Source organism: Pseudomonas sp. 44 R 15 (genome assembly GCF_900004965.1).
GTDB classification, from domain to species: domain Bacteria; phylum Pseudomonadota; class Gammaproteobacteria; order Pseudomonadales; family Pseudomonadaceae; genus Aquipseudomonas; species Aquipseudomonas orientalis_A.
Window position 1 is genome coordinate 67,911 of the sequence record NZ_CVTU01000115.1, and the last position, 13,143, is coordinate 81,053.

The 13,143-nt window shown below is 63.3% G+C and carries 10 protein-coding genes; 6 read left to right on the forward strand and 4 right to left on the reverse strand.

Annotated features, from left to right (window positions below; all coding sequences use genetic code 11):
- Positions 1 to 170: 170 nt before the first annotated feature.
- From BFP93_RS24015 to BFP93_RS24030, 4 genes are all read left to right on the forward strand, one after another.
- Positions 171 to 2,570, forward strand: a complete 2,400-nt coding sequence (locus BFP93_RS24015; RefSeq protein WP_065895187.1) for a hybrid sensor histidine kinase/response regulator — start codon at positions 171 to 173, stop codon at positions 2,568 to 2,570.
- A 68-nt stretch (positions 2,571 to 2,638) separates the two neighbouring features.
- Positions 2,639 to 4,291: an acyl-CoA dehydrogenase family protein gene (locus tag BFP93_RS24020; RefSeq protein WP_065895188.1), complete on the forward strand. Its 1,653-nt coding sequence runs from the start codon at positions 2,639 to 2,641 to the stop codon at positions 4,289 to 4,291.
- A gap of 186 nt (positions 4,292 to 4,477) precedes the next feature.
- Entirely contained in the window at positions 4,478 to 5,950 is a 1,473-nt protein-coding gene (gene amn, locus BFP93_RS24025) for an AMP nucleosidase (RefSeq protein ID WP_162303223.1), read from the forward strand.
- A gap of 71 nt (positions 5,951 to 6,021) precedes the next feature.
- A complete protein-coding gene (locus BFP93_RS24030; protein WP_065895189.1) occupies positions 6,022 to 6,657 on the forward strand; it encodes a pseudouridine synthase in 636 nt (211 codons plus the stop codon).
- On the opposite strand, the gene BFP93_RS24035 is transcribed toward BFP93_RS24030, so the two are convergent.
- Positions 6,652 to 6,861: a DUF2788 domain-containing protein gene (locus tag BFP93_RS24035; RefSeq protein WP_032884769.1), complete on the reverse strand. Its 210-nt coding sequence runs from the start codon at positions 6,859 to 6,861 to the stop codon at positions 6,652 to 6,654. The two genes, BFP93_RS24030 and BFP93_RS24035, sit on opposite strands and share 6 nt — an antisense overlap.
- A gap of 219 nt (positions 6,862 to 7,080) precedes the next feature.
- On the reverse strand, positions 7,081 to 7,560 hold the full coding sequence (locus tag BFP93_RS24040; protein ID WP_003194418.1) for an Lrp/AsnC family transcriptional regulator: 480 nt from the start codon (positions 7,558 to 7,560) through the stop codon (positions 7,081 to 7,083).
- 417 nt (positions 7,561 to 7,977) lie between these two features.
- Between BFP93_RS24040 and BFP93_RS24045 the strand changes: the two genes are divergently transcribed.
- Positions 7,978 to 8,979 carry a DUF6515 family protein gene (locus BFP93_RS24045; RefSeq protein ID WP_065895190.1) on the forward strand — a complete coding sequence of 334 codons (1,002 nt, stop codon included), beginning with the start codon at positions 7,978 to 7,980 and terminating at the stop codon, positions 8,977 to 8,979.
- On the opposite strand, the gene BFP93_RS24050 is transcribed toward BFP93_RS24045, so the two are convergent.
- Together BFP93_RS24050 and BFP93_RS24055 are read right to left on the reverse strand one after the other, a co-directional pair.
- Positions 8,976 to 9,869, reverse strand: coding sequence for a cation diffusion facilitator family transporter (locus tag BFP93_RS24050; RefSeq protein WP_065886870.1), 894 nt, complete (start codon positions 9,867 to 9,869; stop codon positions 8,976 to 8,978). The genes BFP93_RS24045 and BFP93_RS24050 overlap by 4 nt on opposite strands.
- A 9-nt stretch (positions 9,870 to 9,878) precedes the next feature.
- Complete coding sequence (locus BFP93_RS24055; RefSeq protein ID WP_065886871.1) at positions 9,879 to 10,298, reverse strand: polyribonucleotide nucleotidyltransferase; 420 nt, start codon at positions 10,296 to 10,298, stop codon at positions 9,879 to 9,881.
- 149 nt (positions 10,299 to 10,447) lie between these two features.
- Here BFP93_RS24055 and hrpB point away from each other — a divergent pair, with 149 nt between their 5' ends.
- On the forward strand, positions 10,448 to 12,955 hold the full coding sequence (gene hrpB, locus BFP93_RS24060; RefSeq protein ID WP_065895191.1) for an ATP-dependent helicase HrpB: 2,508 nt from the start codon (positions 10,448 to 10,450) through the stop codon (positions 12,953 to 12,955).
- Positions 12,956 to 13,143: the final 188 nt, after the last annotated feature.

Sequence of the window (13,143 nt, forward strand, 5' to 3'; positions counted from 1 at the left end):
GCTGAAAGCCACGTCCCAGGGCCGTCCGAAAATACTTCCAATGGTGTCTAATGGCCTTTACCGGCTATGCTAGAGTTCATTCAAACAACTTTCTGTATTGCCGGTGTACGTCTTCTCAAAAGGAATGGAGGAGCTTTTTGCCTTAACCGGCCAGGCCACGCTGGGGCTCTATGCGCTATTTGCTGATTTTATTATTGTGCGGGTTGCCGCTGTTGGCGGGCGCCGTCGAGTTCAATCAGAGCACACGAAGCCTGCCATTGGGCCGGGTCATGCAAGTGCTCGAAGACCCAACCGGCGCCCTCACCATTGCTGACGTCAGCTCGCCTGCCTACGCCGCCCAATTCAGGACCCATGACAAACCCACCCTCAATGCCGGTTATTCGCACTCGGTGTTCTGGCTGAAGGTCAACCTGCATTACACCGCCGTTGACCCGCGCTCCCCGCGTACCTGGTTTCTGGAACTGGCTTACCCGCCGCTCAATCGCCTGGATCTGTACCAGAACGATGGCACCGGCAATTATCGTCTCACCACCCGCACCGGCAGCGCGTTACCGTTTTCCAGCCGCGAGGTGCGCCAGAGCAACTACCTGTTCAAGCTCAACTTCGTGCCTGACCAGCGGCAGACGGTCTACCTGCGCCTGCAAAGCCAGGGCTCGATCCAGGCGCCGTTGACCCTCTGGTCCGGCACCGCCTATCTGGAAGAGCAGCCGCTGCGCTTGTATGTGCTGGGTGCTATCTACGGCGTGTTGCTGGGCATGCTGATTTACAACCTGTTCATTTATTTGAGCGTGCGCGACACCAGCTACCTCTATTACATCCTCTACATCGCTTCGTTTGGCCTGTACCAACTGTCGGTCAATGGCGTGGCGGTGGAATACTTCTGGCCGAACAATCCGTGGTGGGCGAATGCGGCGGTGCCGTTTCTGATCGGCGCGGCCGCCTTGTTCGGCAGCCTGTTCGCGCGCAGTTTCCTGCACACCGCGCAGCACAGCCGCTGGCTCGACCGCATCCTGCTGGCGCTGGCGGCCTGTGGTGGGGTGGTCATGGCGCTGGCGCTGCTGACCAGCTACGCGGTCGCCCTGCGCCTGGCCACCGGCCTGGCATTGGTGTTTACCGTGACCATCTTCGTGACCGCGATCAAGGCCTGGTATTGCGGCCAGCGCATGGCGCGTTATTTCATCATTGCCTGGTCGGCGTTTTTACTCGGCGGGGTGATCAATACGCTGATGGTGCTGGGCTACTTGCCCAACGTCTTCCTCACGATGTATGCCAGCCAGATCGGCTCGGCCATCGAAGTGGCGCTGCTGTCCCTGGCCCTGGCCGACCGCATCAACGGCATGCGCGAGCAGCAGGCGCAGATCCTGTTCGACGCCAGCCAGAAGCTCGAAGTGCTCAACCAGCAACTGGCCCGCAGCAATCGGCTCAAGGATGAATTCCTCGCCACCTTGACCCATGAGTTACGCACGCCGATGAACGGCGTTATCGGCTCCCTTGAACTGATGCAGACCGAACCCCTGGGCGACGACCTGGCGCAGTACCAGCAAGCCGCCGCCGGTTCGGCGCGGGACATGATGCGCATGGTCAACGGCATTCTCACCCTGACCGAGTTGCAGGCCGGCCGCCTGGTTGCCCGGCCCCAGGTGTTCGGCCTGCGCGGCGCGCTGGAAACCTTGCGCCAACAGTTCACCCCCAGCGCCCAGGCCAAGGGCCTGGAGTTTTCCATTGACGTCGCCGATGCCGTGCCGGACCGCGTGATCGGCGACGCCGACAAACTGATCCAGTGCCTGGACTGCCTGCTGGACAACGCCTTCAAATTCACCCACCACGGTGCGGTGCGCCTGCGCGTGGTAGGCCTGCCCCAAGCCGATGGCAGCTTGCACCTGAGCTTTATCGTGACCGACACCGGGATCGGCTTCGCCTTCCTTGACGAAGCCACGCTGTACCAGCGCTTCTTCCAGCTCGATGGGTCGATGACCCGCGAATATGGCGGGCTGGGCATTGGCCTGGCGATTTGCCGGCAGTTGATCGAGCTGGTGGGCGGGCGCCTCACCCATCATTCGGAGCCACGCAAGGGCAGTCGCTTCCAACTGGAAGTGGACGTCAAGCCAATGCCGCCGGAGCCCAAGCCGGCCGCGCAATCGCTGCCTGCACAACGCGCGCCGCAGGATTGCACGGTGCTGCTGGTGGACGACAACAGCGTGGTGCAACTGGCGGTGCGCGGCATGCTGCTCAAACTGGGGTATCGGGTCAAAGCCGTGGATGGGGGGCCGGCAGCACTGACGGCGCTGCAGGAGAGCAGGTTTGATGCGGTGGTGCTGGATGTGCCTGAAGGCGGGTTCTCGTTGTGCTGTCAGATTCGTGCCTTGCCGGGCTGCGGTGAATTACCGGTGATCGGCATGAGCACTGCACTTAATGTCACAGATCGCGAGCGCTGCCATGGCATCGGCATGAGCGAGCACCTGGCCAAGCCGGTACGGTTCGAGGCCTTGCAGGCCGCGCTGGAGCGTCTCGTACTGTGTCCGCAAGAGGGTGAAAGCGCCGTGCATTCGGCGCGTATGCCACTTTTTTAACCTGAGTGACGGTGCTTAACTGAAAATCAGGCCTCGATATCACGTGGCCTTTTTCCAGGAGGCCCGTCATGAATCCGCACCGGTTTGCCGAAACCCACGACGTCACCAACCAGCCACCGTCCCTGGACGGCACCAACCTGTATCGCATCGACCTGCCCCTGCAGGAGTGGGCGCGTCGCTTTGGCGCCGGCTGGGCCGAGTCGCGTATCGATGCCTATGGTGCGTTGGCCGGCGGGCCGTTGATGGAGGCCGGCTTCCTGGCCAATCAGAACAAGCCGGTGTTCAGCAGCCATGACCGTTATGGTCACCGGATTGACCTGGTGGAGTTTCACCCCGCCTACCACGAACTGATGCGCACCGCCGTCGAACATGGGCTGCCGTCGCTGCCGTGGACCGATCCGCAATCCGGCGCCCACGTGGCCCGCGCCGCCATGACCTACTTGCACACCCAGGCCGAAGCCGGCAGCGGCTGCCCGCTGACCATGACCTTCGCCTGCGTCCCGGCCCTGCAGTTGCAGCCAGACCTGGCTGAGCTGTGGCTGCCGAAGATACTCTCGACCCACTACGACCCGCGCAACATCGGCATTGCCCATAAAGGCGGTGCCACAATCGGCATGGCCATGACCGAAAAACAGGGCGGCACCGATGTGCGCGCCAACACCACCCGCGCCTATCCGGTGGGCGCGGGCGGTCCGGGGCAGGCCTATGAACTGGTCGGCCACAAATGGTTCTGCTCGGCGCCGATGTGTGACGCCTTCCTCACCCTGGCCCAGACCGACAAGGGCCTGACCTGTTTCCTGCTGCCCCGGCATCGCCCGGATGACACACGCAACGAGTTCTACATCCAGCGTTTGAAAAACAAACTCGGCAACTGCTCCAACGCCTCCAGTGAAGTGGAGTTCCGTGGCGCCCTGGCCTGGATGATCGGTGAAGAGGGACGCGGCGTGCCGACCATTATCGAGATGGTCGCCATGACCCGCTTCGATTGCATGGTCGGCTCCAGCGCGCTGATGCGCCAGGCATTGACCCAGGCCAGCCATCACTGCGCCCATCGTTCGGTCGGTGGCCGCGTGCTGAGCGAACAACCACTGATGCAGAACGTGCTCGCCGACCTGGCCCTGGAAAGCGAAGCGGCCCTGGCCTTGAGCCTGCGCATGGGGCGGGCGCTGGATCACCTGGGCAATGAACAGGAGGCCAAATTCGCCCGGCTGGTGACGGCGGTGGGCAAGTATTGGATCTGCAAACGGGCGCCGGCCATGATCAATGAGGCCGCTGAATGCATGGGCGGCGCCGGCTATGTCGAGGACAGCATCCTGCCGCGTCTGTACCGTGAGGCACCGGTGAATTCGACGTGGGAAGGTTCCGGCAACGTGCAATGCCTGGACGTGCTGCGGGCATTGTCCAAGGAACCCGGTGTGCTGGAGGCGTTGTTCGTCGAGCTGGGCGACGGACATGGCGACCGGCAATTGGCGCGACACATAGAGCGGTTGAAGTCAGCGTTTATGGACACCCAGGATATCCAATACCGCGCCCGTCAGCTCACCGAGGACATCGCCCTGGCGTTGCAGGCCAAGCTGCTGCTGGAGGCCGGTAATGCGGCGGTCAGCGATGGGTTTGTGGTCAGTCGGTTGGGTGAGTCGTCGGGCCGGGTTTACGGCGCCTTGCCGCGTGGGGTGGATGTGGAAGCGCTGGTCGCCCGTTCAACCCCGCCATCTCCTTGAATAAACGCGGTCAAGTGTGGGAGGGGGCTTGCCCCCGATAGGGGTGTATCAGCCACTACATCTGGTGGCTGATACTCAGCTATCGGGGGCAAGCCCCCTCCCACATTTTAAAGAGCATTCCAATCCGACTGTTTCAGTGGAGCCTGGATACAGGCAAGATAAAGGCCTGCAAGTCCAGAACACAGGATGCTTACCGTGACCGAAGCTTTTGTTGTCGTTCAAACCGCTGAAGAGGCCGTGGATCGGCTGGCGGCCCTGCATGAGCGTGCGACTGGCGCGCTCAATCAAGCCCTCAAGCAATACCTCAAGGATCGCGTCGAACCCGACGCCGAACAGCGCGCGCAGTTTCGCTACCCGGAACTGCGCCTGACCTACCACTGCCATGGCGAAGTCCCACAGACCACCCGGGCCTATGCCAAGGTGCAATTGCCGGGTACCTACAGCGTTACCGTCACCCATCCGGCGGCGTTCCGTAAGTACCTGCTGGAGCAACTGGTGCCGCTGATGCACGACTTCACCGTGACGGTGGAAGTGGGCGTCAGCCAGCAGAACATTCCGTACCCGTACGTGGTGGAGCAGGGCGACGAACTGGCCGGTTCCGGCGTGACCGCCGCGACCCTGGCCCGCGTGTTCCCCAGCACCGACTTGTCCGCCGCCACCGATGGCATCGCCGACGGTCTCTATGACTGGGAAAACACCGACCCGCTGCCCCTGGCCCTGTTCGACGCGGCGCGTGTGGACTTCTCCCTGCGCCGCCTGGTGCACTACACCGGCAGCGACTGGCGCCATGTGCAACCGTGGATTCTGTTGACCAACTACCATCGCTACGTTGACCAGTTCATCCTGCATGGCCTGGAGCAACTGCGCAGCGACCCACGCTTCATCCGCATGGTGCTGCCGGGCAACGTGGTGATCGACAAGAGCATGGACCATGGCGAAGCGTCGGCGATTGCTGCGGGCGTGGTCTGGCACCGCTACCAGATGCCGGCCTATCACCTGCAGGCCACTGATGGCCATGGCGTGACCCTGGTGAATATCGGCGTGGGCCCGTCCAACGCCAAGAACATCACCGACCACCTGGCCGTGCTGCGCCCGCATTGCTGGCTGATGATCGGGCACTGCGGCGGCCTGCGCCAATCCCAGACCATCGGCGACTACGTCCTGGCCCACGCCTATATGCGTCGCGACGGGATTCTCGACCGCGTGGTTCCGCCGAACATTCCGATCCCGGCCCTGGCCGAGGTGCAACTGGCGCTTCAGCAAGCGGCGGCGAACGTCACCGGCGAAAAAGGCGAAGAGCTGAAAAAACGCCTGCGCACCGGCACCGTATTGACCTACGACGACCGCAACTGGGAACTGCGCTGGGCCCAGGAGCGACCGCTGATCAACCTGTCCCGCGCCGTGGCGGTGGACATGGAAAGCGGCACCATCGCCGCCCAGGGCTACCGTTTGCGGGTGCCGTACGGCACGTTGTTGTGTGTGTCGGACAAGCCGCTGCACAGCGAGATCAAGTTGCCGGGTTCGGCCAACGCGTTCTACGAGCGCGCCGTCAGCCAGCACTTGAAGATCGGCATCGAAGCCGTCGACCTGCTGCGTACCGAACTCAACTCGCTGCACTCGCGCAAACTGCGCAGCTTCGACGAGCCGCCGTTCCGCTAAGCGGTGGGGATGGTCATTTAGCGGTCAGGCCACTAGCATTGTGGGTCCTGACCGTTAGATGTTCCCTTGCCATGTCCCGTCCCACCCGTCCCGATGCGCGCCGCCCCGGCGTGAAACCCCCGCATGCAGGCCCGCGCCGTGTCGCCAAGGCGCCGCCGGCCGAGCCAAAGCTGATCCTGTTCAACAAGCCTTTCGATGTGCTGACCCAGTTCAGTGACGAGGGCGGGCGCGCGACCCTCAAGGACTTTATCGATATCCCCGGCATCTACCCGGCCGGCCGCCTGGACCGTGACAGCGAAGGCCTGTTGTTGCTGACCAATGATGGCCAGTTGCAAGCGCGCATTGCCGATCCCAAACACAAACTGGCAAAAACCTACTGGGTGCAAGTCGAAGGCGAACCGACCGAAGCACAACTGCAACGCCTGCGCGACGGCGTGGAGCTCAACGACGGCATGACCTTGCCCGCCGAGGCACGGCAGTTGGAAGAGCCCGCGTTATGGCCGCGCAACCCGCCCGTGCGTTTTCGCAAAAGTGTGCCGACTCATTGGTTGGAATTGGTCATACGTGAAGGGCGCAATCGCCAGGTGCGGCGCATGACCGCGGCGGTGGGCTTGCCGACGTTGCGCCTGGTGCGCGTGCGGATTGGTGACTGGTCTATCGACGGCCTCGATCAGGGCCAATGGAAGGCCGTGCCGGCACGTTTATAAGGCGCCGGACTCGATCAGCCCGATCACCACGCTCTTGATGATGAACGCGGCCACGCCCAGGCCCAGCACAAAAAACAGAATGAACGAGCCAAAGCGCCCGGCCTTGGATTTCTTCGCCAGGTCCCAGACGATAAAGCCCATGAAAATAATCAGGACAGTGACCAGGCCGGTCATCATCCATTCTTCGAACAGGGCGGGGTCGATGTTGTTCATGGGGCTTCCTACTAAGGCAGGCGGGAAGTATACGGCAGCGTCACAGGCGCAACATTGACCTGGGTCGAAACACAATCCAAATGTGGGAGCGAGCTTGCTCGCGAAAAACGTCAACGATACCGCGTGCTTTCTGAATGAGCGCGGTGCCTGTGAGTTTTTCGCGAGCAAGCTCGCTCCTACAACAAGCAAGCCCCTCGAACTTCGTTGTTCTCAGGTGCGCAAGTGGGTCAATGGCAGTTCGGTGCTGTTGAGCACCTGGTTCAGCACAAAGCTGGAGCGCACGCTGGTCACGCCTTCAATCCGGGTCAGGTGCCCCAGCAGCAGCTTTTGATAATGGTCCATGTCCGGCACCACCACCTTCAACTGATAGTCGGCGTCCATCCCGGTCACCAGGCTGCATTCCAGTACCTGGGGCAAGGTACGGATGGCCGCTTCGAAGTTCTCGAAACGTTCCGGCGTATGCCGGTCCATGCCGATCAGCACATAGGCCGTCAGGCTCAGGCCGAGCATCTTGCGGTCGAGCAACGCCACCTGGCGGGCGATGTAGCCGTCGTCTTCCAATTGCTTGACCCGGCGCGAGCAGGGCGAAGGCGACAGGCCGATACGCTCAGCCAGCTCCTGGTTGGAGATCCTCGCGTCGCGCTGCAATTCCGCCAGAATACTCAGGTCGTATCGGTCAAGCTTGCTCATTGGGTTGGCCTTTGTCGTAACTATTGCGGTTAATTATCCATGAAGGGTTAAAAATTGCGCAAGCACTGTTTATTGACGCAATCTTCGCAATCATCCGTCGGGCGCAGGCCTGTATCTTTATCAACAGAATCACCGCCTGGACAACAGTCCACTGCAGCGCGCCCAATCAGGCCCGCTGCGGCCGCCACCCCAGCAGGGTTGAGCCGGCCTCCAGGCTGCACACTGTCCACCAGACGGCGTGAGGTGAGCCAACGTCAAAAGCGTTGAGCCAGGACGAAATTCTCAAGGGGTGGCCGACGGGTCACCCCTTTTCTTTTGCGTTCAAGAAAATAGTGCTGGTGACTGATAACCTGTCTCAGAACCGGGCGAGGCTTTCCCAGTCTCATGAACAAGCCCTAACCCGCAGTGAGGAAAAGCATGAAGCGCATCTGGCGTATGGCAGGTGTTGGTTTGCTGGTGGTCAGCGTCGGCACGCAGGTAATCGCCGACGAGCGCGATAACTCACCGGACCAGGGGCCGCGCCCACAGGGCGGTGGCCATCACGAGCGGGGGCCGGAAGGCGCAGGTCGCCCGGACAATAACCCGCCGCGCCCGCAGGCCCCGCCGGTTGATCGCGGCGGCCACAATGGCGGCGGCCAATGGCAAGGGCGCCCGCCGGTCAATGAACCGGGGCGACCGCAGCCGCAGCCGTCCAATAACCTGCCGATCCAGGGCCGGCCCGATACCGTGCGCCAGACCCAGGAACCGCGCCAGGGTTACTACCGCGACATTCCCCGGCGCAATGATGACAACCGGCATTGGGAGGCGGGCGGCCCTGGCTCGCGGCCCGGCCCGCGTCCGGATGACCATCGCTGGCCAGGTCGCCCCGACGGTCATGGCAATGGCTGGGGCCCGGGCCCGCAATATCGCCCCGGTTACGTTGTCGACCGCTTCCCCGACCGCAACTACCGCGTGCCGTATCGCGGCCAGGACTACTTCTTTTCCGGTGGCTACTGGTACCGCCCGCAGGGGCCGCGCTACGTCGTAGTGGCGCCGCCCTATGGTATCCGCGTGCATTACTTGCCGGATTACGCGCGTGAAGTGTGGGTAGGGGGCTCGCTGCTGTTCCTTGCTGCCGGCGCCTACTACGCCTACGAACAGAGCACCCAACAATACGTGGTGGTGCAACCGCCGGCGCAAGTGCCGTCGCCCCCGCCGGCACCGCAAGGCAACGGCTATGATGTGGTTGCCTACCCTGCCAACGGCCAGTCACCGGCCCAGGTGCAGCAGGACGGTTACGACTGTTATCGCTGGGCGGCGCAGCAAAGCGGTTTCGATCCGCAGGCGGCTACCTACGCCCCCGACCCGGCGGTGGTGCAAACCTACCGCCAGGCCCAGGGCAACTGCCTGAGCAGTCGCGGCTATCAGGTGCAGTACTAGGTTTTATTGCCGGTGACCACTTCCCGCGGGTCGGCGTGCACCAGCACTTCGGCGCGTGGGTAAGCCTGGTGAATGGCGTCGGCGGCCTGGTCGCTGATGCTGTGGGCCACCGACAAGGTCAATTCCCCCGGCAACTCCAGGTGCAACTGCACAAACCAGTGGCTGCCCGAAATACGTGTGCGCAAGTCGTGGGCGCCCAGTACCCCGGGTACGCTACGGGCCAGTTCAAGCATGTGCTGGCTGACGTCCGGCGGTAACTCTTCATCCATCAACACGGCAAAGCTTTCCCGGGCAATCTGGATCGCACTCCACAGGATGTAGGCGGCAATGCCCAGGCCGAACCAGGCGTCCACCTGATTAAAGCCAAAACCGGCGAGCACCAAGGCCACCAGGATGCTGCCGTTGAGCATCAGGTCGGAGCGATAATGCAGCGAGTCGGCGCGTACCGCGTTGGAGCCGGTTTCGCGGATCACCCGATGTTGCAGCATCAACAACGCCACGGTCAGCACCAGTGAGAACACGATCACGCCGATGCTCAGCCAGGGCGCGCCCACCGGTTCCGGATGCTGCAGGCGTTGATAGGCCTGCAAGGCGATCAACACCGCGCTGCCACCGATAAACAGTGCCTGGGCCATCCCCGACAGCGACTCCGCCTTGCCATGACCGTAACGGTGGTCATCATCGGCGGGGCGCAGGGCGTAGTGCACCGCCAGCAGATTGAGCAGCGAGGTCACGCCATCGAGCAGCGAATCGGTCAACCCGGCGAGCATGGCCACCGAGCCACTGAACCACCAGGCGATGGCCTTGGTGACAATCAGCACACAGGCCACGCCCACCGAGGCGCGGGTGGCCAGGCGCAGAAGCCTGGCGTGTTCGGGACTGCTGGTCATGGGCTGTCCTTATGCGGCGGGCTGCAGGCCCAGGGACGCCAATTGGTGCACGCTGCCCTTGAACTGGATCAGGCGCGGGTCGTCCAGCGGCAAGGTGCGGCCGGTTTCCGTCTGGATGATGCTTTGCAGCTTGGCGTTATCGACCTTGCCGTCGGCGCCGATGGCTTCGTGCAGTTTTTCCGGCGCAACCTGGGCGGTCTTGCCCGGTTCGAAATAGATCGCGCCCGTGGCGAAGTCGACGCCGAACGCGATCAGGCCGGGGATCACGTAGAACAGCAAGCCGACCGCATCGAGCACGGCGATGGCCGGGTCGATCTTGCCGTTGATCTGACCGCGCCGGTCGGGGTAGAAAATCGAACCGCAGGCGGTGAGTTGGCTCAGCAGGGTGACGGCCAAGACACCGCCGATGACACGGGAAGCGATACGCATGAAAAAGTCTCCTGAATATATTAAGGGTGACTATAAGCCAGATGTGCCAGACGCCGATGCTCCCACACTCGATTGCATAGGTGTTTTTGAGACCCGCGTCAGCCTCCGGCCGTTCGCCGTTATACTCGCCGCTCTGCTTTGGAGCCAGTATGAATTCGTTGCCGATTGATGATGTTTTACCCGCCCTGCGTGACGCCTTGGCGATTCGCCACGAAGCCGTGCTGGAAGCGCCCCCCGGCGCTGGTAAAACCACCCGCGTGCCCCTGGCATTATTAAACGAGCCCTGGCTCGCCGGGCAAACCATCCTGATGCTCGAACCCCGGCGCCTGGCTGCGCGGGCCGCCGCCGAGCGGCTGGCCAGCGAGCTGGGTGAAAAGGTCGGTGAGACCGTTGGCTACCGCATCCGCCTCGACAGCAAAGTCGGCCCCAACACGCGTATCGAAGTGGTCACCGAAGGCATCCTCACCCGTCGCCTGCAGGACGACCCGGCGCTGGACGGCGTGGGCCTGTTGATCTTCGACGAATTTCACGAGCGCAGCCTCGACGCCGACCTGGCGCTGGCCCTGAGCCTCAATGGCCGCGAGCTGTTTCGTGATGAGCAGCCGCTGAAAATCCTGCTGATGTCCGCCACCCTCGAAGGCGAGCGCCTCGCCAGCCTGCTGGATGACGCACCGATCCTGCGCAGCGAAGGGCGCATGTTCCCGGTGCAGATGCGCTGGGGCCGGCCCTACCAGTCCGGGGAATTTATCGAGCCACGGGTGGTGCAGACTATTCTCGAAGCCCTGCATGACGAGACCGGCAGCGTCCTGGTGTTTTTGCCGGGGCAGGCGGAGATTCGCCGGGTCAACCAGCAACTGGCCGACGCCCTGGGGGATCGCCCTGATGTGTTGTTATGCCCCCTGCATGGCGAGTTGGACCTCAACGCCCAGCGCGCCGCCATCGACCCGGCGCCGGCCGGCAAGCGCAAAGTGGTGCTGGCCACCAACATCGCCGAGACCAGCCTGACCATCAACGGCGTGCGCGTTGTCATCGACGCCGGGTTGGCGCGGGTGCCGCGTTTCGACCCGGGCAGCGGCATGACCCGCCTCGACACCCAGCGCATCTCCCGCGCCAGCGCCACCCAGCGCGCCGGTCGGGCAGGGCGGTTGGAGCCAGGCGTGTGTTATCGGTTGTGGTCCGAAGACCAGCATGACGGTCTGGCCGCGTATGGCAGCGCGGAAATACTCGCCGCCGACCTGGCCGGGCTGGCCTTGCAACTGGCCCGTTGGGGCGTGACGCCCAGCCAGTTGGTGTGGCTGGATGTGCCGCCCGCCGCCGCGTATGCCCAGGCCCAGGAGCTGCTGCAACGCCTCGGCGCATTGAACGAAGAAACCCTCACCGCCCATGGCCAGAAGATGGCCGAGTTGCCCGCCCACCCGCGTATCGCCCATCTGTTGTTGCGCGGGCAGGACCTCGGGCTGGCGGCGATGGCCTGCGACGTGGCGGCGCTGTTGGGCGAACGCGATATCTTGCGCGGTGGTGGTGCGGACTTGCACAGTCGCCTGGCGCTGATGTCCGGCGAAGAGCGCGCCCGTGGTACCCAGGGCGGGGTGCAACGGGCCAGGCAATTGGCGCGCCAGTATCGCGGTTATTTACGAGGCAAGGCCAGCCAACCGGTGGCCGACCCCGACCACCCGCGCTGGCTCGGCGCCCTGCTGGCGCTGGCCTATCCGGACCGCGTCGCTCAACAGCGTCGCCCCGGGGGCGCCGAATACCGTTTGGCCAACGGCCGCGCGGCGCTGTTCGCCGAGGCCGACAGCCTGATGAAACAACCCTGGCTGGTGATTGCTGACCTGGGTAGCCGCCAGGGCCAGCGCGAAGAGCGCATCTACCTGGCGGCGGATTTTGATCCGGCGCTGTTGGACACAGTGCTGGCCGAGCAAGTGCGCAATGTCGACCAGCTGGATTGGGATGAACGCGAAGGCGTGCTGCGCGCCGAACGCCAGCGCAAGGTCGGTGAGCTGGTGCTCAGCCGAGAACCCCTGACCGGCCTCGACGAGTCCGCCCGCAGCCAGGCGCTGGTCAATCTGGTACGCCGCAAAGGGATGGAGCTGCTGCCCTGGACCCCGGAACTGCGCCAATGGCAGGCCCGTGTGATGCTGCTGCGCCAACTGGACGCCGGCCACACCAGCGAATGGCCCGATATCAGCGACAAGGCCCTGCTCGCCAGCCTGGAGCACTGGCTGATGCCCTACCTGGGCAAAGTCTCGCGCCTGAGCCATTTCGCCAACCTGGATATTTCCAGCTACCTGCACAACCTGCTGCCCTGGCCACTGCCCCAGCGCCTGGATGAACTCGCGCCGCAGCATGTGAAAGTGCCGTCGGGCTCGTCGGTGCGCCTTGACTACAGCGAACAGCCGCCGATCCTGGCGGTGCGCTTGCAGGAGCTGTTCGGGCTGGCGGATACACCACGCATTGCCGGTGGGCGCCAAGTGGTCAAGCTGCACCTGCTGTCGCCGGCGCGGCGGCCGGTGCAGGTCACGCAGGACCTGGCCAACTTCTGGCGCAGTACCTACGCGGAGGTGAAGAAGGATTTGAAGGGGCGTTACCCCAAGCATTACTGGCCGGACGACCCCCTGGTGGCCGAAGCGACCGCCAGGATCAAACCCCGAAAGTAGCCACAATGGAAATCCCCTGTGGGGGGTAATGCCGTTCAGTTAAGGCATTTTGTAGGAGCGAGCTTGCTCGCGAAAAACTCACAGGCGCCGCGTTCATTCAGGAAGCACGCGTTATCGTTGACGCTTTTCGCGAGCAAGCTCGCTCCTACAGAGCACGATATACGCTTAACTGAACGGCATTACCTGTG